This is a genomic window from Fischerella muscicola PCC 7414 (assembly GCF_000317205.1).
GTDB classification, from domain to species: Bacteria; Cyanobacteriota; Cyanobacteriia; order Cyanobacteriales; family Nostocaceae; genus Fischerella; species Fischerella muscicola.
In genome coordinates this window covers 1-24,714 of the sequence record NZ_AJLK01000037.1, presented here as the reverse complement: position 1 = coordinate 24,714, position 24,714 = coordinate 1, and the positions used below count along the sequence as shown (strand labels likewise).

The 24,714-nt window shown below is 40.9% G+C and carries 23 protein-coding genes; 12 read left to right on the top strand and 11 right to left on the bottom strand.

Annotated elements, in window-relative coordinates; genetic code table 11:
* Positions 1 to 1,703 precede the first annotated feature (1,703 nt).
* From psbA to ureA, 7 genes are all read left to right on the top strand, one after another.
* Complete coding sequence (gene psbA / locus UYI_RS0105590) at positions 1,704 to 2,786, top strand: photosystem II q(b) protein (RefSeq protein ID WP_016865688.1); 1,083 nt, start codon at positions 1,704 to 1,706, stop codon at positions 2,784 to 2,786.
* 247 nt (positions 2,787 to 3,033) lie between these two features.
* Positions 3,034 to 3,633: a COP23 domain-containing protein gene (locus tag UYI_RS0105585; RefSeq protein ID WP_016865687.1), complete on the top strand. Its 600-nt coding sequence runs from the start codon at positions 3,034 to 3,036 to the stop codon at positions 3,631 to 3,633.
* A 13-nt stretch (positions 3,634 to 3,646) separates the two neighbouring features.
* Positions 3,647 to 4,432, top strand: a complete 786-nt coding sequence (locus tag UYI_RS0105580; RefSeq protein ID WP_016865686.1) for a S1 family peptidase — start codon at positions 3,647 to 3,649, stop codon at positions 4,430 to 4,432.
* Positions 4,429 to 4,644, top strand: coding sequence for a hypothetical protein (locus UYI_RS0105575; RefSeq protein ID WP_016865685.1), 216 nt, complete (start codon positions 4,429 to 4,431; stop codon positions 4,642 to 4,644). The genes UYI_RS0105580 and UYI_RS0105575 overlap by 4 nt, the downstream gene beginning before the upstream one ends.
* A 373-nt stretch (positions 4,645 to 5,017) precedes the next feature.
* A complete protein-coding gene (locus tag UYI_RS32020; RefSeq protein ID WP_081589197.1) occupies positions 5,018 to 7,189 on the top strand; it encodes a serine protease in 2,172 nt (723 codons plus the stop codon).
* A gap of 38 nt (positions 7,190 to 7,227) precedes the next feature.
* Entirely contained in the window at positions 7,228 to 8,115 is an 888-nt protein-coding gene (locus tag UYI_RS0105565) for an urease accessory protein UreD (RefSeq protein ID WP_016865683.1), read from the top strand.
* 35 nt (positions 8,116 to 8,150) lie between these two features.
* A complete protein-coding gene (gene ureA, locus UYI_RS0105560; RefSeq protein WP_016865682.1) occupies positions 8,151 to 8,453 on the top strand; it encodes an urease subunit gamma in 303 nt (100 codons plus the stop codon).
* Between the two features lie 86 nt (positions 8,454 to 8,539).
* On the opposite strand, the gene UYI_RS0105555 is transcribed toward ureA, so the two are convergent.
* Positions 8,540 to 9,379, bottom strand: a complete 840-nt coding sequence (locus UYI_RS0105555; RefSeq protein ID WP_016865681.1) for a M56 family metallopeptidase — start codon at positions 9,377 to 9,379, stop codon at positions 8,540 to 8,542.
* Positions 9,379 to 9,798, bottom strand: coding sequence for a BlaI/MecI/CopY family transcriptional regulator (locus UYI_RS0105550; RefSeq protein ID WP_016865680.1), 420 nt, complete (start codon positions 9,796 to 9,798; stop codon positions 9,379 to 9,381). The genes UYI_RS0105555 and UYI_RS0105550 overlap by 1 nt, the downstream gene beginning before the upstream one ends.
* 366 nt (positions 9,799 to 10,164) lie before the next feature.
* Between UYI_RS0105550 and UYI_RS0105545 the strand changes: the two genes are divergently transcribed.
* Entirely contained in the window at positions 10,165 to 10,899 is a 735-nt protein-coding gene (locus UYI_RS0105545) for a 2-phosphosulfolactate phosphatase family protein (protein WP_026085761.1), read from the top strand.
* A gap of 152 nt (positions 10,900 to 11,051) precedes the next feature.
* Here the strand turns inward: UYI_RS0105545 and UYI_RS0105540 are convergent, their stop codons facing one another.
* The 3 genes from UYI_RS0105540 to rd form a co-directional block, all read right to left on the bottom strand.
* On the bottom strand, positions 11,052 to 11,477 hold the full coding sequence (locus UYI_RS0105540; RefSeq protein ID WP_016865678.1) for a hypothetical protein: 426 nt from the start codon (positions 11,475 to 11,477) through the stop codon (positions 11,052 to 11,054).
* 618 nt (positions 11,478 to 12,095) lie between these two features.
* Entirely contained in the window at positions 12,096 to 13,367 is a 1,272-nt protein-coding gene (locus UYI_RS0105535; RefSeq protein ID WP_016865677.1) for a BaiN/RdsA family NAD(P)/FAD-dependent oxidoreductase, read from the bottom strand.
* A gap of 123 nt (positions 13,368 to 13,490) precedes the next feature.
* On the bottom strand, positions 13,491 to 13,652 hold the full coding sequence (gene rd / locus UYI_RS0105530; RefSeq protein ID WP_026085760.1) for a rubredoxin: 162 nt from the start codon (positions 13,650 to 13,652) through the stop codon (positions 13,491 to 13,493).
* A 109-nt stretch (positions 13,653 to 13,761) separates the two neighbouring features.
* Here rd and UYI_RS39545 point away from each other — a divergent pair, with 109 nt between their 5' ends.
* The 3 genes from UYI_RS39545 (at position 13,762) to UYI_RS0105515 (ending at position 16,891) form a co-directional block, all read left to right on the top strand.
* Positions 13,762 to 13,887, top strand: a complete 126-nt coding sequence (locus UYI_RS39545; protein WP_016865675.1) for a hypothetical protein — start codon at positions 13,762 to 13,764, stop codon at positions 13,885 to 13,887.
* A gap of 91 nt (positions 13,888 to 13,978) precedes the next feature.
* Entirely contained in the window at positions 13,979 to 14,221 is a 243-nt protein-coding gene (locus UYI_RS0105520; protein WP_016865674.1) for a helix-turn-helix domain-containing protein, read from the top strand.
* 18 nt (positions 14,222 to 14,239) lie between these two features.
* On the top strand, positions 14,240 to 16,891 hold the full coding sequence (locus tag UYI_RS0105515; protein WP_016865673.1) for an EAL domain-containing protein: 2,652 nt from the start codon (positions 14,240 to 14,242) through the stop codon (positions 16,889 to 16,891).
* 62 nt (positions 16,892 to 16,953) lie between these two features.
* On the opposite strand, the gene UYI_RS0105510 is transcribed toward UYI_RS0105515, so the two are convergent.
* Both UYI_RS0105510 and UYI_RS0105505 read right to left on the bottom strand, forming a co-directional pair.
* Positions 16,954 to 18,738, bottom strand: a complete 1,785-nt coding sequence (locus UYI_RS0105510) for a M61 family metallopeptidase (RefSeq protein WP_016865672.1) — start codon at positions 18,736 to 18,738, stop codon at positions 16,954 to 16,956.
* A 110-nt stretch (positions 18,739 to 18,848) separates the two neighbouring features.
* A complete protein-coding gene (locus UYI_RS0105505; protein WP_016865671.1) occupies positions 18,849 to 19,532 on the bottom strand; it encodes a Crp/Fnr family transcriptional regulator in 684 nt (227 codons plus the stop codon).
* Between the two features lie 323 nt (positions 19,533 to 19,855).
* On the opposite strand from UYI_RS0105505, the gene UYI_RS37540 reads away from it, so the two are divergent.
* Positions 19,856 to 20,035: a hypothetical protein gene (locus UYI_RS37540; protein ID WP_162140383.1), complete on the top strand. Its 180-nt coding sequence runs from the start codon at positions 19,856 to 19,858 to the stop codon at positions 20,033 to 20,035.
* A 73-nt stretch (positions 20,036 to 20,108) separates the two neighbouring features.
* On the opposite strand, the gene UYI_RS0105500 is transcribed toward UYI_RS37540, so the two are convergent.
* The 4 genes from UYI_RS0105500 to UYI_RS0105480 form a co-directional block, all read right to left on the bottom strand.
* Positions 20,109 to 21,302 (bottom strand): GspE/PulE/PilB domain-containing protein, encoded by a 1,194-nt coding sequence (locus UYI_RS0105500; protein WP_016865670.1) that lies wholly within the window; start codon positions 21,300 to 21,302, stop codon positions 20,109 to 20,111.
* Between the two features lie 284 nt (positions 21,303 to 21,586).
* Positions 21,587 to 22,771, bottom strand: a complete 1,185-nt coding sequence (locus tag UYI_RS0105495; RefSeq protein WP_016865669.1) for a HetZ-related protein 2 — start codon at positions 22,769 to 22,771, stop codon at positions 21,587 to 21,589.
* A 965-nt stretch (positions 22,772 to 23,736) separates the two neighbouring features.
* Entirely contained in the window at positions 23,737 to 24,087 is a 351-nt protein-coding gene (locus UYI_RS0105485) for a carbon dioxide-concentrating mechanism protein CcmK (RefSeq protein WP_016865668.1), read from the bottom strand.
* 138 nt (positions 24,088 to 24,225) lie between these two features.
* Positions 24,226 to 24,543 carry a carbon dioxide-concentrating mechanism protein CcmK gene (locus UYI_RS0105480; protein WP_016865667.1) on the bottom strand — a complete coding sequence of 106 codons (318 nt, stop codon included), beginning with the start codon at positions 24,541 to 24,543 and terminating at the stop codon, positions 24,226 to 24,228.
* Positions 24,544 to 24,714: the final 171 nt, after the last annotated feature.

Below are 24,714 nucleotides of genomic sequence, written 5' to 3'. Positions count from 1 at the left end.
AACCGCTCCTGCTATCAACGGTTAATCTTCAAAATCACAAAGAGGCGCTGTATATCGCGTCTCTAGAAAACAAGAAAAGCGCTTCCTATAGGAAGCGCTTTTTTATGTATGTAAGTTTGTGAAAACTCTTCTACTCATTCTGTAATTCCCACATAGTCAAAAGCAGTTGCAATCGCTTCAAACACAGGACTTACACAAAAGTTGCCAAAAAGCTTTATTTATCGTAGACGCGTCGCACAGCGTGTCGCTTTGCGACTCAGCAGCTTCCCGAAGGGTAGCCGCCAAGAACGCTAAGAATTTGTAGGTATCGTAAGTCATAAAACATTTCAAAACTAGTTGTATCAATTAAGGGTTGTAACCTAGACAACGAAAATAAAAGCGATTATTGATATTTAACACTTATCCCATGTTCCCCATGTTGGGTGAGATGTGGGTACTCTGTCGGGACTAGCTAAAAATATCTGTCTATGAAAATCTATTTTTATTTTTAATTAACAGTAAGAAAATAACTATAGACTTTTTTGCAAATCTATTTTCCTATGCTTATCTGCCGCTACCGCGATCATCACTTGCAAACTTCATAAGATGCCCTCGAATTTACCTATTAATTCCTTCTACAAAAAGCAGTAAGACTAACAGGAGTAGTTGAACATCATCTGGCATTTTGGCAGAAGTAAGTAGAAAGCAGAAGGGTAAAGCTTAGTATTGGTTGGACTTACGCACTAAGTTTGACCCTTGAGACTGGATGTAGGGTGGGTGAGTTTTTCCTCTACTTACACCTCTATGCGATCGCATTCAAACAACTAGCAGCAAAACTAAAAATCTCAACTACAGCCTTTTTATCTAATGTAGATTAACACCCTTCCCTAATCCTTTTCGAGAGTTCGGGCAAAGAGTGTGCAACAACAACCATAGGGTATCTCTGTACTTTTTAATCATTAGGTAAAATTAGTCACACACATTATTTCTTTGTTGTTTATTACTTTTAACAAATTCAAATGTATATTTAGTAAGCTTTAAATTATTTCTTGGCAGAGCCAAAAGCTGGTGCAAAATCTTAAATTTGCTACCTCAAATCAACTTAAAGGTTTATTTTAATAGGAACTAAAAGTGATAATTATTAAGCAAAACCGAGAACTCGATAAAATAGAAGAGAATGTAATAACAGGATTGATATATCTACAGGTGATCGCTTGATTTTGGTTAGATTTAAATATTTTTAATCATATTTAGATAGCTTGATTATTTAGATATTTTTTGATAAAAATAGAGTATCACTTGCATTTTTATTTAAGTTTCTTAAACTAAAAGACAAACAAATTGAGCGCTGCAAAAGAGTTATAAAAGTTAACAAAAATAGATTGATAAATACAAAAATTTAATGTACAACCAGATCGTAAGACCAGGAAAATTTTCTCCTTTGATCTGGCTATCTCCCTAAGTAGAGATTATTGAGAAACTGAGGGCAGTTTGGATTTGACTGCAATACAATTGTTTTGGGTAATCACGTTCGCTGGTTGCTAAAACCTTGTGTTTCATGAAAATGTAAACTGCGACCAAAACAGATTTCAATCTTGAATTAAGGCATTCCAGTTATTTAGGGGAAAACTTTAGTAAATAACCGTAAAAATCGCAAATTTCTCAATTAAAAAAATTAGAAATTTGTCATCTGTACATTCATTGAATTTTGAAACAAAACAGCCATGACCACAACTTTAACAAGAGGCGAAAGTGGTAGTCTCTGGGATAGGTTCTGTGAGTGGATTACCAGCACCAATAACAGACTTTACGTTGGCTGGTTCGGCGTTTTGATGATTCCAACGCTGTTGACCGCAACTATCTGCTTTATTATTGCCTTCATCGCAGCACCACCGGTCGATATTGACGGTATTCGTGAACCTGTTTCTGGTTCTTTGTTATATGGCAACAACATCATTTCTGGCGCCATTGTACCTACATCTAATGCGATTGGCTTGCACTTTTACCCTATTTGGGAAGCATCTTCTCTTGATGAATGGCTCTATAACGGCGGGCCCTACGAGTTAATTGTTTTCCATTTCCTCATCGGTATCTTCTGCTGGATGGGACGGCAATGGGAACTCAGCTACCGCTTGGGTATGCGTCCTTGGATCTGCGTTGCTTATTCTGCTCCTGTAGCTGCTGCTACCTCTGTCTTTTTAATTTACCCAATTGGGCAAGGCAGTTTCTCTGACGGAATGCCTCTAGGCATCAGTGGTACATTTAATTTCATGCTGGTGTTCCAAGCGGAACATAACATTCTCATGCATCCCTTCCATCAACTTGGTGTAGCTGGGGTGTTTGGTGGTTCGCTTTTCTGTGCCATGCACGGCTCTTTGGTGACTTCCTCCTTGGTAAGAGAAACCACCGAGGATGAATCCCTCAACTATGGATACAAGTTTGGGCAAGAGCAGGAAACCTACAATATTGTGGCTGCTCATGGTTACTTTGGACGCTTAATTTGGCAGTATGCCAGCTTTAACAACTCTCGTTCTTTGCACTTCTTCTTAGCAGCTTGGCCCGTAGTTTGTATTTGGTTCACGGCTTTGGGCATCAGCACAATGGCGTTTAACTTGAATGGGTTCAATTTTAACCAATCTATTCTTGACTCCCACGGTCGTATAGTTAACACCTGGGCAGATATACTCAACCGTGCCAACCTGGGTATGGAAGTGATGCACGAGCGTAATGCTCACAACTTCCCATTAGACTTGGCAAGTGGTGAAGCTGTACCTGTAGCAATGAACGCTCCTGCAATTCATGGATAGTTAAGTTAGCTTCTTGTGAATGATAAAAAGCGCTCTCTCAATGGGAGCGCTTTTTTACAGTTATTAGTTATCAGTTATCAACAGCATATCAATTTGGGGAGAGCGATAAATCGCTCACTACGAAATTATATAGTTTTTATTAATATTTCATAATTATCGATAATTTTCAGGAGATATACTGAAGATTAATATATTACCACCGTTTATTGAATCTAATTTTCATCCTTTCTAGGAAGTGAGAATAAAAATGAAACTTAGTGTATTTACTCAAATTTTGAGTATTACTGCTCTTACACTCAGTTCTACAGCAACTATTACTCAGCCTAGCCATGCTCAGACTAGCAAGTTTTTTTGCGGTATGAGTAGGGGTGTACCGGCAACACTTGTTCGCACATCACGGGGAAATATTCCCATAATTCGTTGGGTTGACGAAGCTTTTCCACCGCCTTGGACTCCAAAAAAGCGCTGTGAAGAAATATCTAGCAGATTCCAAAGATTTTATGACAACGGAACTTTGAATTTTCTCAGAGCAGGCAAGCTGAGGAGTCAACCCGTTTTGTGTGTAGCTAGTGAGAAAAATGGGCCTTGTCTTGCAAATGGTGTCCTAGTTACTCTCAAGCCCGATCGCAATCCCCGCGAAACTTTACAAAGACTACTCGATTATCGGGGTGGAAGTGGTGGGGTCAGTATAGATCTTAGTGGTTTTAGCAGTAACAACAATCATAATGCTGTGGTTACTGCTGGAGATGATACAGCTTATGTAGATGTCCAAAAATGGATAAATGAGGCAGAAAGTTCCAAATCAGGTGAATTTTGCCCAGTAGGTAAACCAGCTTGGCAATGTTAAGCAATGAACCAAAATGGATTGGCGCAAAATCATATTAACTACTTGTATTGGCAGTTTATCAATCTCGTCGGTATTAGTAGCACCGACTGTCAGTTCAGTTGAACAACCTTTAAGCCAGCGTTCAACACAGCAGTTGCAAAAACAAGCCAGGTTAATCACAGTCAAAGTCTTGTCAAAAGACTTTTTAGGGTCAGGGATTCTGATTCACAGACAAGCTTCTGTGTATACAGTTTTAACTAATGCCCACGTAGTGAGGTCTGGTAAAGCCCCCTACCAGATTCAAACCTATGATGGCAAAGTATATGTAGCCACTTTGCAAAGTATGAGCGATCGCGGCAATGATTTAGCTCGCTTGCAGTTTCGCAGCGATCGCACTAAATATACTGTCGCATCCCTGGATTTTCGCTCAAGTTTGACTAAAGGCAATAAAGTTTTTGCAGCTGGCTTTCCTTTTGATGAAGAGGGTGATCGGGATATCGGGTTTGTGTTCAGAACTGGTGAGGTGTCCCTTGTCTTAGACAAAGCCTTGGAAGGCGGTTACAAAATTGGCTATACCAATGATATTCAAAAGGGGATGAGTGGCGGCCCATTATTAAACCACGCTGGCAAGGTAGTGGCAATTAATGGAATGCACGCCGAACCGCTTTGGGGTGATCCCTATGTCTATCAAGATGGAACTGAACCAGAACCAGAACTCAGGCAACAAATGCACCAATATAGCTGGGGCATTCCGATTGAGACATTTGTAGACCTAGTATCATCTTCTGATTCCAATTTTCAGGCAGAGGTTAAAAAATGAATTTTGGTCGTTATCTTCCAGCAGTGCTGATGGGTGCAACTGTGGTGGTGGTACAACCTCAAGTTACTTTGGGACTAACTGCTACGCAAGTTAGCAACTTAGCCAAAGAATTTACTGTGCTGATTGGTGGGGATGGTGTTGGTTCAGGGATAATTTTTGACCGCAAAGGAGATACTTACAGGGAGATGAAGATGGTTATCAAAGCGCAGTGAATGAAATCAAAAAACTGCAAGGAATTTAGTGATGGTAGAAGTAGCTTGACAAGATTGGAAGCGATCATTTCAAGGTTCGTAGTCAGGGCTTTAAAAGCTGTGGCGTTCAAAAAATCTTAAATGTTGTAATCGAACACTGTCTTGAAAAGCTTTGATCGCCCCAAGCCGGCGAGCAAACTTTTCGCAGATGAACACAGATGGACACAGATAGACTTTCCGTTTGTGGCTGAGTGGTGATTGCTAATTGTTAGTTACTATTAGCTATTACCAACTTAAGTAAATTTATTTTAGAGAGCAGTTAGCTAATATTACTATTATTTAATTATCAATACGTACTAATTTAGACATAAATATATTTAGATAGAGGTTAAAAATGAAATTTACGCGTCATCTTTGTGCAATGTTGGTGGGTGGAACCATCACAATCATGCAACCCCGAGTCAGTGTGGCGTTAACACCTGCTCAAATCAGCGATTTAGCAAAAGATTTTACTGTTTTGATTGGGGGAGATGGTGTGGGTTCGGGAGTAATTTTTGACCGCAAGGGCGAGACTTACTACGTACTGACTAATCGTCATGTAGTGGTAAATGATGGCAGATATGAGATTCAAACCCCTGATGGTAGTAAATATCCTGTGTACCCCAGTCAAGAACTGCCTGGACTAGACTTAGCCGTCTTGCAGTTTACTAGTAATAAAAATTACCGAGTTGCTAATATTGGCAACTCCGACCAAATCCGCGAAGGAATGACGGTGTATGTAGTGGGTTGGGCTGATGCTTTACCTGGTATCACCAAAGAACGTAGTTATCAATTTACAGATGGGAATGTCCGTAGTCGTCTGAAAGAGGGTAAAGATGGATATACTCTGGTTTACAACAACGAAGCAATACCAGGGATGAGTGGTGGCCCGGTGTTAGATGAACAGGGACGCGTAGTAGGTATTAATGGACGGGCGGATACAGAGGTACGCAAGGACGGGGCGCTGGTAGCAAGTTTGCGATTGGGAATTCCGATTAATACTTTTTTGACAACTAGAAGAAATTCCCAGCCAATTGCGACGGGTTCACAAACCGCTACAAGACAACGGAGTGCAGAAGACTATATTAGTTTAGGGGGAGCGAAAGCCGAAAGAAAAGATTACCAAGGCGCGATCGCAGACTACAATCAAGCCCTAAAACTTAGTCCCAATAACCCTGATGCTTACTTCCGTCGGAGTAACGCTTACTTTTTGATCGGAAATTTACAATCAGCAACCTCAGACTTAAACAAAGTAATACAACTCAATCCTAAGAATGGCTTTGCTTACGCCATGCGGTGTGCAATTCGTCTCACAGAGAAAGACATACCAGGGGCGGTTGCTGATGGTGAAGAAGCGGTGCGCCTGAATCCTAATTTAGGTTTTGCTTATCTTGCTAGGGGTAGCGCTCGTGCATTTTTACCAGATTACCAAGGAGCGATCGCTGATATCAACAAATTCATTGAGCAAGAACCTTCTTTTGCCCACGCCTACGCTGTCCGGGGTTATTCCCGCGCTGGCTTAGGAGATAGAAAAGGGGCTAATGCTGATTTTGATCAAGCATTGAAACTAGATCCCAACTTTTTTAGCACTTATCAATTGCGGGGGGTAGTGCGTGCTTTTATTTGGGGAGACAAACCAGGTGCATTGGCAGATTTGCACAAAGCAAGTGATTTAATTCAAAAGGAAGGAAATCAGTTTTTATATCAAGAAATTCAAAACTCAATCAAATTTGTAGAAAACCCAGCATCCGCATCTCAACAAGTGCTGATCGAACCATTTAACCAAGCGATCGCCCGTAACCCAAATGATGCTAATGCTTACTTCTACCGGGGTGGGGGTTATTATATGCAAGGAGATAAACAGAGTGCATTAGCAGATATAACCAAAGCAACCCAAATTAATCCCAAATTTTCAGTAGCTTGGGTTGCCCAAGGAGATATATATAGAGAGTTAGGAAAATATAAAGAAGCCCGCGATTCTTATGATCGAGCAATTAAAGCTAATAGTCAGTGGGGTAATGTCAGTCCTAGTGTAGCTTACGCTTATCGGGGTTTAACTAATTTGGTTTTAGACAATACGCAAGCAGCTAATGCAGATATTAATCAGGCATTGCAGTTAGATCCTCAAAATGCTGTTGCCTATGGATTCAGGGGTTTGTACTTTCACTACCAAAAAGACTATCGTGGGGCAGTTGCAGCTTACGAAAAAGCTATTTCTTTAGATACAAAATCATTACCAGCTATTAACAACCTGGGGTTAGTTAAATATGAATTGGGAGATGTCGAAGGGGCTATACGTCAGTTTCAGAGGGCAATAAATATTAACAAGACCAGTGCAGAATCTCAGCTGGCTTTAGCAGTAGCTTTATACAAGAAAGGACAGCAAGACCAGGGTTTAGCAATGGCCCTCTCAGCTTTGCGTTTAGATAAAAGATGGGGTGATATTAAGTTTATTAAACAACAACTTTGGGGTGACAGACTAATAGCAGATACGCAAAAGCTACTAGCAAATCCTAAAATTAGGTAATTGTCATCTTAGCAAAAAAATAAAATTTCTTAGTATTTGTGAACCAGCATTCTCATTATCCAATCACAACACCAAGCAAGGATTTTTGGCATGGGAATTTACACTTAGTGTATGCTTATCGCCAAAACCAAACTCAGCTGATTTTTAATCAAAATCAAGCACCACTAAAAGTGCAACGTCCATTTTATCCAGAAGGACAAGAAGTTTGTCATAGTGTGATTTTACATACAGCTGGGGGTGTTGTGGGAGGCGATCGCTTATCTTATAACTTCCACCTCCACCCCCATGCTCAAGCATTAATTACTACCGCAACTGCTGGCAAAATTTACCGCAGTAATGGCACGATTGCCAAACAAACTATTGAGATCAAAGTTGATGATGATGCTTATTTAGAATGGTTGCCCCAAGAAACAATTGTTTTTGACGGCACATTATACAGACAAGACATTATAGTCAAATTAGCTACAAACTCTCATTATCTAGGCTGGGAAATTACTAGATTTGGACGCAGTGCTAGAGGGGAGAAATTTTTGCAAGGAGAGTGGCGATCGCACACCGAAATTTGGCAACAAGGTAAACCTCTATGGATAGATCGGCAATGGTTACCAGGTAGCGAAGAAGTTTTTCACAGTCCCCACAGTTTGGCAGGACAACCAATCGTAGGTAGTCTAGTCTACATTGGACGAGAAATATCACCAGAAATAGTCGAAAAAGCCCGAAATCTTTGTAAAATCCCCCTTACCCATTCCCCCTTACCTATTACCCATCCCCAATTTGGTGCCACTCGTGTAGAAAATGGACTTTTGTGTAGATATCGTGGATCTTCGACTGCTGAGGTGAGAAACTGGTTTATCGGTGTTTGGCAGTTATTACGTATGTCTTTTTTGAGTCGTGGTAGCTGTGTGCCAAGAGTTTGGCAGATATGAACGAACCGCCAAGACGCCAAGAAGGGAGGTAAAAAGTGCAACTGACACCGCAGGAAAAAGACAAATTATTGATTTTTACTGCTGCTTTACTAGCAGAAAGACGTAAGGATAGGGGTTTGAAGTTGAATTATCCAGAAGCTGTCGCCTATATTTCTGCTGCAATTCTGGAAGGTGCTAGAGATGGGAGAACAGTTGCAGAGTTGATGAGTTATGGTACTACCTTGTTGACACGAGATGAAGTCATGGAAGGAGTACCAGAGATGATTCATCAAGTGCAGGTGGAAGCAACTTTTCCTGATGGGACAAAGTTGGTGACAGTGCATAATCCCATCAGGTGAAGAATTTTGGATTTTAGATTTATGCCTAATAGGCTTCTCCGACAAATAGTGTAGAGACGTGCCATGGCACGTCTCTACAAGGATTTTTAGGAATGAAATATGACTGTGATTAAGGGTAGTAAGGCTAATAGGAAACTGTGCCAGGATAGCAAGTAAGATTCTGATGTGGGTTCGCTTTTTTCTAGCAAAGCTTCTATTCTCTGTTCTAAACGAGCTACGCTACTAGAACCCAATGCTGCACAGCAAATTTCTGAGGTTACAGGTGGAGTACTGATTACCAATACTAGTGATTCCGCTAGTAGCAAGGGATCTACTTGTGATGCGGCGTGAGCATCAGCACGTAGTTCGCGCAATACTAATAGTTCTTGCCATAAAGCATCAGTCTTTGGCAACCAAGCAGTACAAGAACGCACCCAACCCAGCCAGAAAAACCAGAATGTATCTCGGTAATAGTAATGCCCTTGCTCATGTGCTAGAACTGTCTCTAAGTGAGCGGGTGAAAGAGTTTCTAGTAATCCTTGGCTAAGAACGAGTTCGGGTTGCCAAAAACCAATTTGCCCTGCAAATAATGCCCCTGTATTCAGTAGTCGGACTTGTCTACCTGCAAGTTTTATAATCGGACACTTACGTGCAGATTTTACTGATCGCCATCCTTGCCATGCTAGTTTGATGCATAGTGCTGCAAAAAAAGCAAGTAAAATTAATGCTAATACATAGCCAAACCAGCCTGCTTGCAAACCACCCATTTTACCTTGGGATCCCATACACAGCAGGGCGATCGCTGTCATCATGAGCAATAAGGGGGGAAAGAGAAAGTAAAATAGGGTTCTTTGCCACCGTTGCTTCCAGCTACCTTGGCAATCACTCCAAGAGTGTCTGATCCACCAAGAAATTGCTAAAGCCATTAATATCATCAGCAGATGCATCACTTTTCCTCCCTCGCTTGTCGTGCAGCTTGAATGCGTTTGGCGATCGCTTGTATTTTCTCACTATCTGCTTCATCGAGACTATCAGCAAAAGCAGCAACAACATCGGGATTGCCTACCGCTAAAAATCGTTGCAATTGTTCATGAGCTTTGATGACTTCGGCTTGTTGTTTTGTGAGCAACGGCCGCCAATAAAATGCCCGTCCTTTTTTGTCGCAGACAAGCCAACCTTTTTCAGTGAGACGACGCAATACAGTTGTCACAGAAGTATAAGCTAGTTCTCGATTGGGATCAGACAGAATGCGATCGTGTACATCTTTGACTGTAGCTGAACCAAGTTCCCAGATGATATTCAATATTTCTGCTTCTAGTGGACCTAGAGATAGCTGTTTTGGGTGATAGTCAGGTAAAGGTGCCATATTGATTTGCTTAGTAGTTAGGGTAGAGACGTGATCTTCCTCGCGTCTGTACGTTGGCGGTTGGTAGGGGTGCAAAACCTTATGCTCTACTAATTAAGTGTTTTAAACAACAAACTACTTAATAACAAATAACTTATCACTCCTATAACTTTATTTAATAAGAAGAGCAAATACACTTACTTGGTATTTGTTCTTTTTTTAGATTACCGTTGATTTCACAACTAAATTGGCAGCCATTTTAACAACAAGATTTTTTATGTGATCACATTTGTTAAAACCAGTGGTAAGAAACTACTACTATGGTTGGTGACGTCCAACTGGTTAGAATGTGATATCGGCAGTCTCAAATCAGGTGTAACCCAGCGCGTGAAGCTATTCATTTACCATACTCCGGAATTAACTCCAGTGGATAAAGTGCCAGAATGCGCGATCGCAGTTGATGTACTGCGAGCCACTTCTACAATGGCAACAGTATTGGCTGCTGGTGGTGAAGCAGTCCAAGTCTTCAGCGATTTAGATCAACTTATACAAGTTAGTGAATCTTGGCCAGCCGAAAAACGGCTACGAGCTGGAGAACGCGGCGGGGCCAAAGTTCCTGGCTTTGATTTGGGTAATTCTCCTCTCGACTGTACGCCAGAGAGAGTAGAAGGAAGGCGCTTGTTTATTAGTACTACTAATGGCACTAGGACTTTACAACGAGTCCAAGATGCTCAAACTGTAATCGCAGCAGCATTTATTAACCGTGGTGCAGTGGTGAAATATCTTTTGGAGATGCAACCACAAACAGTATGGATTATAGGTTCTGGCTGGGAAGGTAGTTTTTCTTTAGAAGATACCGCCTGTGCAGGTGCGATCGCTTATGCTGTCATAGAGCAAACTGGCTTACCAACTGATGAAATTGCTGGTAACGATGAAGTCATCAATGCGATCGCTCTTTATTCTCAATGGCAAGATAATTTATTAGGACTATTTCACCATGCCAGTCACGGCAAACGTTTGTTACGTCTGGAATGTTATGAAGACCTGAAATATTGTTCTCAAGCTGATACTTTAGATGTATTGCCTGTGCAGAAAGAACCAGGTGTTTTAAAAAGGTATTAAACAGAAGGATGAAGGATGAAGTGTGAAAGATGAAGTATTAATTTTAATCCTTCTGCCTTCTGCGGGGCCCCCACAAGTTCGCGATTCGGAGAGCGAATTTGTGGGGAACCCCTTCTGCTTCTGCCCTCTGCCTTCTACCCTCTGCCTTTAATTTAAGATTTTGGTTTTAAAAGCGGATACACACCAACAGCAAGGCTAATAAATCCAATCACAATCCACCATGTATCACTTTGCTCAACCTGCAAATATGACTGTTTGTTATTTCTGACAAAGTTATTGATTTGGGATGCGATCGCTCGCTGCTGATTTTCATCACTATAGCTAGTGAAGGAAGAAAATGGCACTTCACTGTTACTAGTTTTAATCACAACTTTCGAGGATTCGTCATCCTTAGGGCTATAAAATTCAGCCCCCCGTAATTTGTTAACTGGCAATTCTTTTTCTTCAGACCAGAGAAAACCCGAACGTGCTAGTTTACAAGACGCTTGCTGCTCAGTTCGACTACAAGTAAGCTTATTTGATTGTGCAAACGAAATTAAAATAATCCCCAGTATGATAAAGCCGAGTCTCAGTTTCAATTTGACCTCCCAACATTTAAGTCAGTGATACCTCTATGCACAGGGAACACCATCGTTTACCAGTGGTAAACTAAAATTCCATAGCAAATTTCTAGAGAAAAATAAGTAGTTTTTCTCCAAGCAAATATTGTTCAGTGGTTAGAAATAACCACCGATAAAAAGTTTGATGAGATAGCTTATGAGCTATATTTTATGTTTTCAAATCTTTGTTGTCAGCCCGAAATTATACAATTTTGATTATGAAGTGTAAGCTATTATTTATATTATTCGTTCAAAAAAATAATACAAGGGGGCAGAACCTATAAATTAGAAGCTAGAAAGAAAATAAACTTTTATTCTCTCTTGTCAATCTTTAAAATAAATACTTAATTTTTGTCTAAACACTCAGTATTTTTCCTGATTATAAAGAAAATTATGTCAAGTTCTTAATTATTATTCATCTTTATTCATCTTCTTGCATTTTAAGAAAAAGAATTTATTTTTTAAAAATTTTTTTCAATTAACAAATATGCTTGCGACTCAGTTAAGAATAAAATAATTAGACTTAGCTTATGGAAAATCTCAGAAAATGTTACTTGTGAAATTGCTAAATATATGTATTTCTTTTTTTCCTCTAGTCTAACTCCTATCTGACGCCATTGCTAAACCAGCTAGATAGGCTGTTGTCCAAGCACTCTGGAAATTAAAGCCACCAGTTACACCATCGATATCTAAAATTTCTCCTGCAAAGTAAAGACCTCCAACCAATTTACTCTCCATTGTCTTAAAGTTGATTTCTTTAAGATTGACACCTCCACAAGTTACAAACTCTTCTTTAAACGTTCCTTTACCATTAATTGAATATTGAGCTTGTGTAAGTTCTTGCACTAATTGATTTAAAGTTTTGTTTGATAATTCTGCCCAACGATTTTCAGAAGAAATTCCTACACAAGAAACAATGTATTGCCAGAGGCGGTGGGGTAACTCAACAACTCGATGGGATGCGATGAGACGCTTAGATGAATTGTTCTTAACTGTCAACAATTGTTGACGTACTTGTTCTTGTTTAAGATGCGGTAGCCAATTAATAACTAAAGTGGCTTGATAATTACTTGAGTGCAGCATTCTTGCACCCCAAGCAGACAATTTCAACACGGCTGGGCCACTTAAACCCCAGTGGGTAATCAGTAATGGGCCTGTTTGTTCTAGATGGGGATATTCTGGTACAACTAGCCGTAATTTCACAGGATTAACACTTACCCCAGCTAATTCTGTCAGTTTTTTATTTTTAATATTGAAGGTAAATAAAGATGGGACTGGTGGTTCAATAGTATGTCCTAGTTGTTGAGCGATTTTATAGCCTATGGGATTGCTACCTGTTGCTAATAGTAGGCGATCGCATTGTAATTTCTCGCCCGACTTCAGAGTAATCTCGAAGTGAGAAAGTGGGGAATTTGCCCCTCCTAGCCTGGGGCTTAAGCCCCAGGCTCCCACCACCGCAGTTCCTGTGCGTAGTTCCACCCCAGCTGCTTTGGCTGTACTCATGAGACAGTTGACGATAGTTTCGGAGCTATCTGTGGTTGGAAACATTCTGCCATCAGCCTCAGTTTTCAACTTGACACCATGAGCCTGAAACCAGGTGATAGTATCTTGGGGTTGAAAGCGTGTAAAAGCGCCCAATAAGGCTTTACCACCTCTGGGGTAATTTTTTACCAACTCTTGGGGTTCAAAACAAGCATGAGTAACATTGCAGCGTCCACCACCAGAAATACGAACCTTTGCCAATGGTTGATGACTGGCTTCTAGTAAAATCACATGGGCGCGAGGATTAGCTTTAGCAGCAGCGATCGCGCCAAAAAAGCCAGCCGCCCCACCACCTATAACTACTATTTGCAATTTGTCATTTGTCATTTGTCAATCGTCAATTGTCAATTGTCAATTTTTAGTGGTTAGTGGTTAGTGGTTACTCTTCCACCCCTCACACCCCCAACCTCCCCATCACCCCACCACCCCATCTCCCTATCTCCCTTACCCTCACTCCTCTGGTTCAAAACCGTCTTTTTCTGTGCCACATACCGGGCATACCCAGTCTTCAGGTAAATCTGCAAAAGCTGTGCCTGCTGGTATACCAGCATCTACATCACCTTCCGCTGGGTCATATACGTAACCACAGACTGTGCATACATACTTTTCCATTTTTCTGTTTTCTCAATTACATTTTTTATATTGTTTTTATATTAATTCTATTTACTCTGAGTTGCAGTTGTTTGATTTTTCCAAGATTCAGAGATAAATTTCTTGAGCAATGTTAAGGTTTGAAAAATTACAAAATATTATTGATGAAGCAGTGATTTCCGAGGATGCTTTTCTGAAATTTTGTAAGTCTGCTTGCTTTGATAATGATGGTTTTGATTTGCTCATCGAATTCTGAATTTAGTTAAAAAATTACGCAAATATACCATTTGTTATACCAAGTGTTTAATCTTATTCTGAATATTTAAGAGATAAAAGAGTAAACAACAGTGACCGCAAGGCCAAAGTTTCCGAATCTCATTCGTGAGTTGAGAAAGAGGCTAGGAATGTCACAGGAGCAACTAGCTCGTCAGTTGGGGGTTTCGTTTCAGACGGTCAACCCTTGGGAAAACGGTCGTGCTAATCCCTCACCAATGGGGATAAAGTTAGTTGAGCAACTGCTGATGGAAATGCCTACTCAAGATCAAGAATTATGGGAGCAGTATTTTTCAGACCAAGACCCGAACAGATGAGAGTTTGAGGAAGGAGTCATGCCAGGAAATGAGCGGGAAAAAATACGCCACCTGTTAGTTCTCCGAGACTTGCAAGGACAGCGAACCATTCCCTTGAAAGAGGCTACATATTCTCTGGGACGGGATGTCAGAAATGCGATCGTTCTTCGTTCTCGATCTGTCTCTAGACAGCACGCCATTTTATTACGGGTAACTCTGCCAGAGACAGAGCAGTATGGCTTTCAGATCATTGATGGCAGTTTTAAAGGCAAAAGGAGTACAAACGGGCTATTTGTAAATGGTATGAAATGCTTCTCTCATGATCTCAAGCATGGAGATGTGATTGAATTTGGCAATAATCAAGTAAAAGCCAAATACTATGCGATCTCAAATTTATCAGAGCAAGCTTTTTCGGAATCTTGTGTTGCTGAAGATATATCTGGCTTCCTATCGGAACAAGCGAGTCCTGTTAATCCCTTTGAAACTCTCATTGTCCCTACAGATGGTGTCGAAGGTGCTAGTGAAGTTGCCCTTGCTCGGTTGGCTTCTTTCCCAGAATTGATTCCTAATCCAATTATTGAAGTCGATATAGAAGGAACAGTAACTTATCTGAATCCTGCTGCGGCTTTGAAATTTCCCGACATTAGAAAATTAGGTGTACAGCACACAATTTTAGCAGGACTTGCTAGTGCTGTTCAAAATCGCCAAGGGAATTCTTTTATTCGAGAAGTAGAAGTAGGTGAAGAAGTATTTGAACAATCGGTTCACTATCTTCCAGAAAGCGATTTAATTAGAACTTTTATTGTCAGGGATATTACAGAGCAAAAGCAGGCTGAGATTGAATTACGCCAGCGCGATCGCCTACTCCAAGCGGTAGCAGAAGCTACCAATTCTTTACTCACAGAAATGAACTATGAAAAAGCCCTTGACAAAGCCTTAGCGGTTCTAGGTGAAGCTGCTCAAGTAGATCGAGTTTATTTGTTTGAGAACCATCCCCACCCTGTCACCACAGAAATGGTGATGACGCTCCGATTTGAATGGAGAAGCGATTCTATCTTGCCCAAAGGTAGTAGGCAAAATCAATCCTATCAAGTCTCCGGGTTAGGTCACTGGTATACCGCCCTCTCTCAAGGAAAATCTATTCAGAGTTTGACTCAAGAATTAAGTGCTATTGACCAAGAAATTCTCCATCGTGAGGGCATTTTATCCCTATTACTTGTGCCATTGCGTCTAGATGAAAATTTCTGGGGTGTGCTTGGTTTAGCAGATTGTTGTAAGCAGCGCCAGTGGTCGAGGCACGAAGAATCTACTCTCTTGACAATGGCTGCTAGTATCAGTGGCGCTCGACGGCGACAACAGGTGGAGGAAATGATCCGTTACCAGGCTCTCCACGATTTGCTAACGGGATTACCTAATCGCCTGTTATTTAAAGAGCAATTGACGAGAACATTACCGAATGCGGCTCGTAGGGAAGAGAGTTTAGCTGTAATGTTTCTAGATTTAGATCGATTCAAAACGATTAATGATACTCTGGGACATACACTTGGTGATCAATTGCTACAAAGTGTTGCCCAAAGATTACGGCAATCCCTCAGAGGTGGTGACATTGTCGCCCGTTGGGGAGGCGATGAATTCATCATCCTCTTGCCCCAAGTTAATTATGTGGAAGAGGTCGCCCAGGTAGCTCAAAGAATCCTGCAAGAACTAGAAAAAGCTTTTCATATAGAGGGACATGAACTTTATGTCAGTGCTAGCCTTGGCATTGCCCTGTTTGACGAGCATAGTCCTGATGTTGAAACTTTGATCCAACACGCGGATGTGGCTTTGTATCATGCCAAAGACGAGGGTAGGAATAATTTTCAATTTTATACAACTTCTATCAGTTCCAAAACTCCTGAAATATTGACTTTAGAAAGGAGCTTGCGCCATGCCCTAGAACGAGAAGAGTTTGTAGTTCACTACCAACCCCGGGTAAATATTGACACAGGAAAAATTACTGGTATGGAAGCGCTGCTGCGTTGGGAACATCCAGATATGGGATTAGTAGCTCCCAGTAAATTTATTCCCTTGGCTGAGGAAAGCGGATTAATTATCCCAATTGGAGAATGGGTGTTGCGGACAGCTTGTAGACAGAATAAAGCTTGGCAGGAGGAAGGGTTACCTGCTTTGACTATGGCTGTTAATCTTTCTCTTAAACAGTTCCGCCAACCAGGACTGGTGGAGACAGTGGCTAAAATTTTGGATGAGACGGGTTTAGAAGCGCATTTCTTGGAATTAGAAATTACAGAAACAACTGCAATTGAGGATTTGGAATTTACTAGAACTGTATTGCAACAGTTAGAGGGGATGGGAGTTCACCTTTCTATTGATGATTTTGGCACGGGTCATTCTTCTCTATCACGTCTACAGCTATTACCACTCCACAATTTAAAAATTGACGGTTCTTTCATTCGTGATTTGACGAAGGATGTGAAAGTGGCTCACATTGTCAAGGCGATTGTTGGTTTGGGGAGAAGTTTGGGGTTGAGGCTGACTGCCGAAGGAGTAGAAAAGCAAGAGGAACTGGAGTTTTTAAAATCTATCAACTGTGAGGATGTCCAAGGTTTCCTATTTTACCGTCCGCTTTCTGCTCAAAAAGCAACAGAAATTCTTTGGGGCGAAGGAGTGAAGGAGGCAGAAGGTGTGAGGTAGCACGCAGAACAGGAGAAGCAGTAGGGCGGTGGGCAAATGCCCACCCTACTAAGACCAAAAGCCTACCGCAGATTTGCCAGCGATGCATCTAACCACCTGTCAAAGTTCTGTTTCTGTGTAGCAGAGGGATTGACTACAGGTTGCACTTGGTATTTGCTTGCAGGTGGAGAAGCCAAGGTGACAGGGTAGATGCGGAGTTCATCTTGGTGGAAAACCGCAACTTGGATAATGTCTTGGGGTTGGTAATCTTTCAGGCGATCGCTTAATTGATTCGCTGTCACCTTGATCCCATCAATTGCCAGCAGTTCATCACCAGGATCAATCCCAGCCAATTGGGCAGGGGAATCGGCTTCGACAAATTTAATTATGTCCCGTCCATTTTCGCTACCTACTCTCACACCTAAATAGGGTTCTGTTTCTGTCTGTGCAACCAATTGCAAGCCAAACGGTTCTAGGTACTCATTGAAAGGTAATTCTTCAGTACCATCTATGTAGCGTTGAAAGAAATCAGATAAATCGACTCCTGCTACAGATGCTATTACTTCCTGCAACTGTTGTGAAGTATAACCAATTTCCTTTTTGCCAAATTTGTGCCACATTTGCAGCATGACATCATCAAGCGATCGCTTGTTGTTATGCCGAGAACGAATCAGCAAATCTAGCAATAACGATACCATTTCTCCTTTCAAATAATAGGAAATCTGGGAATTACCACTGTTGGCATCCTGACGGTACAGTTTAATCCAAGCATCAAAACTAGATTCAGACAAGGGTTGGACTTTTCGCCCTGGAGTTGTCAGATACCTGGTAATTTCTTTACCCCAATTATTCAAAAATGATTTGACATCGTAAATGCCAGCCCGTAAAGGAATTAGTAAATCGTAGTAACTAGTTGTTCCCTCACAGAACCACAAACAAGAGGTATAGTTTTCTTGGTCGTAATCAAAAACTTCCAGTTCCTTAGGACGAATGCGCTTGACATTCCACAAATGGAAAAATTCGTGGGCTACCAATTGCATGAAGCGATCATATTTTTCGCGATCGCGAAATCCAAACCGCTGATAAATCAACGAACAACTGTTTTTATGCTCTAAACCCCCATAAGCTTGGGCGAATAAATGCACCAGAAACACATATCTTTCATAAGGCAAGCCACCAAACATTTGTGCTTCGACTTCAATAATTTTGCTGATATCAGCAATCATCTGCTGCACTTGGCAATTACCACGTCCCCAGATAGCTAGTTCGTGAGGTTTATCTAGTACCTGAAAGTGATAGAGCTGATGAGAACCAATCTCAAAAGGACTATCTACAAGGGTGTCGAAATCCAAAGCACAAAAAGTGTTGGCTTGTCCCGGGACAGGTGGTAGTGCTGTAGTTACCCGCCATTCTGACCGTGGTGTCACAATAGTCACAAAAATTGGTTGCTTGTCAAATTTTGGTAGTCTAAAAAACAGCGCCGCACCATTAAAATAACCGTGCGTAGAATCTAAATGATTTGTCCGTACGGTGAGTTCATTAGCAAAAATGCGGTATTTTATAGTAACTTCTGATACTTCATCTGTTTCTACTTGCCAATGATTTTTACTAATTTTTCGCCAATTTAAGGGTTTATTATTGCTGAAAGCAGTAAATCCCTGTAGATGCTTAGCATACTCCCGCACTAAGTAGGAACCGGGAGTCCAAACTGGTAATTTTAAATCAAGGATGGAAAACGGGTAGCCCACAAGGTGTAAAGTCACCTCAAACAGATGATTTTCTGGTTGAGGCATTGCCACCTGGTAATGAATAGTTGGTAATTTTTTTTGAAGGCGCGTATCGGTACGAGGTGCTATTGTTTCATTCATCTGAACTTAAGAGTAAACATTGCGGAATAATGAGTCAAAAGATTAATTTAACTCATAACTCCTAACTCATAACTCTTGTATGAACAAACAGTCAGAATGACCTGAAAGTATTAAACTTTGCCAGCCAAGTTCATCAATTGGCGAAAGTTGACGAGATGAACCACTTGATTAGTAGTGTCAATTTTTATCCAACCTTTTTCGTCTAATTTTTCCATAATTTTAGTGGTTTCTTCAACCCCAATTTCTGTAACATCTGCTAAATCTTTAAAAGAGATGTTAAAAATTTCTCTACCTTTGTGTGATTCTTCACTATAGCTTTCGCCTAAGCTGACAAGAGTGTGAGCAAGTTTAACTGCTGGTGGAGAAGAACGCATTTGCAAGCGTACGTTTGCGTGTCGCAGTCGCCGCACCATTAATTGCAACATTCGGTGGTGTAACTGCGGGTCTTTAAATAATATATGAATAAATCTTTCTCTAGAAATACTCAGTAATTTTACTGAGGAAAGAGCAATTACATCGGTTGAACGAGGAGATTCATCCAAAATTGCCATTTCTCCAAAAAAATCGCCTCTACCTAAAATTGCCAAAGCAACAGAATCTTCCCCTATAGTGCGGCGAACTTTTACCCAACCAGAAACTACGAAGTAAACTGCATTACCCCAGGCATCTTCCATCAAAACAGCTCGTCCGGCTGGGTATTCGTGTTCCACAGCAACCGAAAGCAACCATTCCAGAGTTTGTGGATTGGCTGTACTCATTAAAGGGAAAAGTTCACTAAAAACCTCTGTATGCATGAAATGCAAGAATAATTGTTCGTTAGTGTAAGAAGGCAGCTATGCAGAGGGCAGAGGGCAGGAGGCAGAAGGCAGAAGGGGTTCCCCACAAATTCGCTCTCCGAATCGCGAATTTGTGGGGGCCCCGCAGAAGGCAGAAGGATTAAAATTAATACTTCATCTTTCATACTTCATACTTCATCCTTCATACTTCATACTTCACCCTTCATCTTTCATTAGCTTTTCAACCGTAATTTTACTGTGTATAAAATTGTAAAATTACTATATTTATAACCGTAACTATCTAGTTAATCGGTCTAGAGTTTTATTACAGCACAAAAATTATGCGATCGAAATCAGCGGTTTTACCGAAAAGGAGGGATGGGGGGCAATGGGGAACTCACCGGGCCCTGGTGGGGATTAGGGGCAATGGGGAGGTGAGAAGTGGGCATTGGGCATGGTTAACTAACCAACAACCAACAACCAACCCTACCCTTACCTTAAGCCGCTACGCGTCTACGTGACGGGAACCGCCTTTTTGGGGGGCTGGACTCACCACCAACAATCAACCACTAACTACTAACAATTGACCAAAATTCATTTTGTGGGTGGTTCAGAGGTTTCAATTGTTAGTCTTTTGATATGCTGGTCTAAATTTTGTAACAGGTTGTTGAGGGCATTAAAAGTTTCTAGCTGACTAGAGTTAACGTTGCGGTTAACTAAAAGCCTCTCTTGTAATTCATGCAATTTATAGCTGAGTTGCTGAGAGATACCCAAGGCATCACGACTAAGGCGGGTTAACTGTTGTTGTTGATAAAACTTTAATGCTGCTCCTCGCAGTACCTGAAGGGTTGCTTCTTCGCCGTACATGCCTGGCATGACTCGCAAGCGCAATAATAAACGGTCTTGTTGATATAGACATTCTCTTTCGACTTGTTTGGGTTCTGCAAGTGTGATTACAGGCAGAGAACCAAATCGTTTTAACTCATTCATGACTCCCTGAAACACCGATAGAGGTACTTTCTCTAGTACAGATTGCAAAACTCCATTTTCACTCCATAGAATTCTGCCTGTGTAGGGGAGTCTTTCTAAGTACAGCCGACCAATTCCCCCTGCTAAAACCCTACCTAATAATTCTTCTAGTAATTTTTTTGGTGGTAAGGTTAACAATATCTCCACAGGAGAAAATTCTTCTGCTACTGGAACTGATAAAACAGTTAAGTTTCCTATGTTTGCTTGACTAATATTAGAATTCCCTTGTTCTGTTTGTTTTGCTTCTATGGTGTTGGGGTTGGTAATAATCACGGGATGAGACCGGGGAGCATTTTTGCTTGCCGTTTCTGGCTGTGGGTTAGCAGAAGCATCTAATTGCAGGACAGTGTTTTCAGTTTGATTTGGGTTTGGGTTGGTTGGTTGCTGATTAGAGTCTTGTGGAATCGCTGAGGGGGATGTATTTTTGTAGTTTAGATAGGCTGAAAGTATTTTACGGTGGATATCGCCTGTAATCGGTTCACATACTAATGTACATTTTATGTAAGACAATAAACGACGAACGTAATCTAGCGCTGCGCTGTCTTCTTGATTGACCATGCCTAATAACAAGCTGTTGTCTTCCATTTTTAGTGGCACAACTTGATGGTAGAGGCAGGCTTCAAAGGACAGAAAACTTTCAATCAGCTGGAATACTTGTTCCCGTTCTATTCCTTGCTTCCATAATATCTGTGTGTCAGATGGCACTTCTTGCTGATCGCTAGCTTCGGTATCAATTGATTTGCCCTTTGAAGACAACATAGGCTTAGATTGCTTGATATTTCTATATATCCTATTCTGCCCAGAATTTTTTTGGCAGTAAACAAACCATGACGTTTAGATAAATAAAAGTTAAATTAACTACAAAATAAGCAAATGCTTAATTTTGAATTTAATACCGGGAACACTTTAACAATAGATAGCTAGCAGTTGCTAGTTGTTTGTTGCTTGTATTAAGAGCAACTAACCCTCCTGTTTTGTAGTTGCTCATAGGAAATTTCGTTGTGGTGCAAGTAACAACCAAAAATGTTGCATACCCTACTCCCCTACTCTTCGCTTCTTAAAGTCTGGGCTGTTAGGTAAACTTTAGTCCATTCACCCATAGCTTGATGGGTTTTGAGTTTTAATTTTTGGGCTACTTCTTCTATACTGTTACCTGCTCGGCGTAGTTCTAGAACTTGTCGCTGAGTTGCGGTTAATTTTTCATGCAATTGCTGAAGTTGATTTGGTGTTAGTCCCAGATTATGCTCTTTCAATGACGTTTGTAGCCAGGATTCGACTAGTTCTGGTTTGTCTTTGAGGGCGAAAACGCGCACCGCGTGGTAGCTGACTTTTTCCCGCAGTCTATAAATGACATTGATCGGCTTGCCTAATTTTTTAGCGATCGCATCTTGGGATTGTCCTTGTAAGTATAGCCGTAACCAATCTACTGCTTCTTGTCCAAGATTTTCTAGTAAGTAATTTTCAAATTCATCCTTGACTGATTGTCGCAGCGTCTGTTGTTCTTCTTGTTCTTGCGCTTCTTGATATTCTGCGATCGCTTGGGTGTCTACTAAGTTGACTCGGTTATCGCTATCGTCGGTAAGGATCTCTTCTGAGACTAGTCTTACCATGTCGCTACCAGGTACTTGGGTTAAGCCACCACGTTGGGTACGACGTAAATAATTGACAAATCTGTAAACTAGCAGGGGTTGATTGCGTACTGGCCGCAGGCAATATTCTTCTACACTGGCAAACAGCAGAGCGTTCCGTAAGCGGGGATCGGTGGTAAATTCCGAAATCAGAGCCATTTGTTGCTGCATATAGTTGTCGCTTTGCAACAGTTCTTGAATGACTTCTTGTAAGACATCCAAAACTGAGCGTTGGCGATCGCGACTTAGAGCAACCCATGTCTGAATTCTATTCCGTAATGTTACTAGACTTCCCAAGCGAGCCAGTAAATTTTTATAAGCAGCTTCTCTTGATTTGCCTAGGTAGCGTTGATTCAAAATCTTCCAGCGATATTCCATCGCTTGCTTAGCAATATCTAATTGTTTTGGGTCTTCAAATCGCTCTTGATTGCTGCCTAGCAGCCAGCGAACGATACTTTCTTTATTCGCTGTGGTTTGTCCTGGACACTCATTTTCTAACCGCTTGTGCCAGAACTGTGCCACCTTATCCGCCTCAGAAGCCATAGTGAGATTGCGCTCCTCGAAACCCTGTTTTAAAGTTTGCTGCATCACAACCTCCATTTTTCACCTCACTCAAGTTTTTGACTGGCAGTTGCTCCCAATTGCATGATGTCCTGATGGAACATCTACGTGATTCTACTTTTATTACGTTTTGACTCACGGGTTTTATGCAGTTACTTCTGCTTTCTCATCATATTTTCATGTTCATCTTCCCGAAAATCATGTTTTTTGAGTAATTTCCCTAATTAACTCAAATATTTAATTTTGTAAACTCAATTTGTTCTTCACTCAGATAAATAAAAAGTCATCAAAGGCTGATATTCAGCCTTTTTTACCATTACCAGACTGTAGTTGCCCTCAATTTCTAGACGTCGTTTCAACTCTTTTAGTTTCACTCCTGTGAAGGATACCCTAGTGTTTCTGAGTATGAGAAATTTTACTTTACCAAAAACTAGTAAATCAATGTATTTTTAGTAACAAATTTTCAGTAATATTACATAAATACAGACACAGCAGCTTTGTTGATCACTCAAAATCTTTTGAGAGAAACTACCATACAAGATTATTCTGAAAAAGTGATAGAAAGTTTTACAGTACCCTCTAGGGTACTTTTAATTGAGGGAGCAAAACTTAAAATCACTGAATGTTTTTATAAAAATTTTGAACTTTTGTAGTGGCGATAAATATATACATAAACTATACGATAAGTCAACAGTAAAGCCAAAAGTTATAGAATCTTGAATTGTAGAGTCTTGACTCTAAATGCTGAACTTTTAAATAATCTAGGTTGTGATAAGTACTCAGACAAAATTAATTACACATTTTTGTTTATCTCTTGCCTGTCTCCACGAATGAATTTAATCTTGCCTAACCACTTAAAAATCAGCAAAATGTCAAAATAGACAAAAAGTTGATGAACTAGTAAACACCCTCAGAGCGGAGAACCGCTTTCTGAGGATAAAGTATAGAAGCTTATCTGCACTAAGCCGCTTTGCATTTACTGCACTGCTGACTTGTGCGCTAAATTAACGATTATTAGGTCTAGATACAATTGGATTTTCCACTGCTTGCCTATACTGTTCGACTTCTTCTGTATAGCCTATAGGCAGAACAGCTTCCACGTTTTCGTGAGGGCGAGGAATAATCACCCAAGTTTCTAGGACTCCACCGTAAACACTCTCTACAGCTTCTACACCTGCTGCAACAGCCGTTTTTACCTCTTGTATATCACCTCGCACATTAACAGTAAAGCGGGCACTACCAGCTCTTATATAACCTACGAGGGTGACTCGACCTGCTTTGACCATCGCGTCTGCCGCAGCTAGTACGGCAGGAAAACCCTTAGTTTCAATTGATCCAACTGCCTGTAGTGGCATTGGTTGTCTCCTATATCAGTAAAAGTTATGTGGCGCTACCAATTAATTGTACGAAGGTTGCTACATATTTTATAGAGTTAAATCTATCATCTTTAATGATGCCGGGAAGCAAGTATACGGGATGATTTGACAAGCAATTCAGAAAATGCGAAATGGCTCTGATTTTTTAGTGAAATGTATGGGTAGAACAGATTCTACATTCTCTGGTGGGTTAGGAACAATATAGTGGGTGATCAGTTTGCCGCCATCACCTTGAGCTTGGTTGCAGGCTTCTATACCTGCTGCGACTGCTCTTTTGACTTCGGCAACCTGTCCTCGCACGGCGACTAAAAAACGAGCGCTTTCTGCTAAACCGTAGTATACAAGGGTAACTTCAGCAGTTTTGACCATTGCGTCTGCTGCTGCTAATACAGGGGGAAAACCTAAAGTTTCTATAACTCCAACTGCCAATGGCATGGCTTCTCTCCAAAAAGTTAGGGCAGATGTGATATTTATTCTACGATGTCACTGCCAGGGAAAAAGAAAATTTAGAACAAGTGCTTGCCCCGTTTGCGGCGATAACCTATTCAATGGAGAACTACAGCCCTTTGCATCTAGATGGAGTACACCCCACCCTAACCCTCCCCA

What these genes read in the sequence shown, in the direction of transcription:
- UYI_RS0105535 (WP_016865677.1), bottom strand. Translation starts at nt 13,367, where the DNA reads ATGACAAATGACAAATTGCAAATAGTAGTTATAGGTGGTGGGGCGGCT.
- UYI_RS0105550 (WP_016865680.1), bottom strand. Translation starts at nt 9,798, where the DNA reads ATGGCACCTTTACCTGACTATCACCCAAAACAGCTATCTCTAGGTCCA.
- psbA (WP_016865688.1), top strand. Translation starts at nt 1,704, where the DNA reads ATGACCACAACTTTAACAAGAGGCGAAAGTGGTAGTCTCTGGGATAGG.
- UYI_RS0105555 (WP_016865681.1), bottom strand. Translation starts at nt 9,379, where the DNA reads ATGCATCTGCTGATGATATTAATGGCTTTAGCAATTTCTTGGTGGATC.
- UYI_RS0105505 (WP_016865671.1), bottom strand. Translation starts at nt 19,532, where the DNA reads ATGCATACAGAGGTTTTTAGTGAACTTTTCCCTTTAATGAGTACAGCC.
- UYI_RS0105515 (WP_016865673.1), top strand. Translation starts at nt 14,240, where the DNA reads ATGCCAGGAAATGAGCGGGAAAAAATACGCCACCTGTTAGTTCTCCGA.
- rd (WP_026085760.1), bottom strand. Translation starts at nt 13,652, where the DNA reads ATGGAAAAGTATGTATGCACAGTCTGTGGTTACGTATATGACCCAGCG.
- UYI_RS0105485 (WP_016865668.1), bottom strand. Translation starts at nt 24,087, where the DNA reads ATGCCACTACAGGCAGTTGGATCAATTGAAACTAAGGGTTTTCCTGCC.
- UYI_RS0105500 (WP_016865670.1), bottom strand. Translation starts at nt 21,302, where the DNA reads ATGTTGTCTTCAAAGGGCAAATCAATTGATACCGAAGCTAGCGATCAG.
- UYI_RS0105495 (WP_016865669.1), bottom strand. Translation starts at nt 22,771, where the DNA reads ATGGAGGTTGTGATGCAGCAAACTTTAAAACAGGGTTTCGAGGAGCGC.
- UYI_RS0105480 (WP_016865667.1), bottom strand. Translation starts at nt 24,543, where the DNA reads ATGCCATTGGCAGTTGGAGTTATAGAAACTTTAGGTTTTCCCCCTGTA.
- UYI_RS37540 (WP_162140383.1), top strand. Translation starts at nt 19,856, where the DNA reads ATGCGATCGAAATCAGCGGTTTTACCGAAAAGGAGGGATGGGGGGCAA.
- UYI_RS0105585 (WP_016865687.1), top strand. Translation starts at nt 3,034, where the DNA reads ATGAAACTTAGTGTATTTACTCAAATTTTGAGTATTACTGCTCTTACA.
- UYI_RS39545 (WP_016865675.1), top strand. Translation starts at nt 13,762, where the DNA reads ATGTTAAGGTTTGAAAAATTACAAAATATTATTGATGAAGCAGTGATT.
- UYI_RS0105510 (WP_016865672.1), bottom strand. Translation starts at nt 18,738, where the DNA reads ATGAATGAAACAATAGCACCTCGTACCGATACGCGCCTTCAAAAAAAA.
- UYI_RS32020 (WP_081589197.1), top strand. Translation starts at nt 5,018, where the DNA reads ATGAAATTTACGCGTCATCTTTGTGCAATGTTGGTGGGTGGAACCATC.
- UYI_RS0105575 (WP_016865685.1), top strand. Translation starts at nt 4,429, where the DNA reads ATGAATTTTGGTCGTTATCTTCCAGCAGTGCTGATGGGTGCAACTGTG.
- UYI_RS0105580 (WP_016865686.1), top strand. Translation starts at nt 3,647, where the DNA reads ATGGATTGGCGCAAAATCATATTAACTACTTGTATTGGCAGTTTATCA.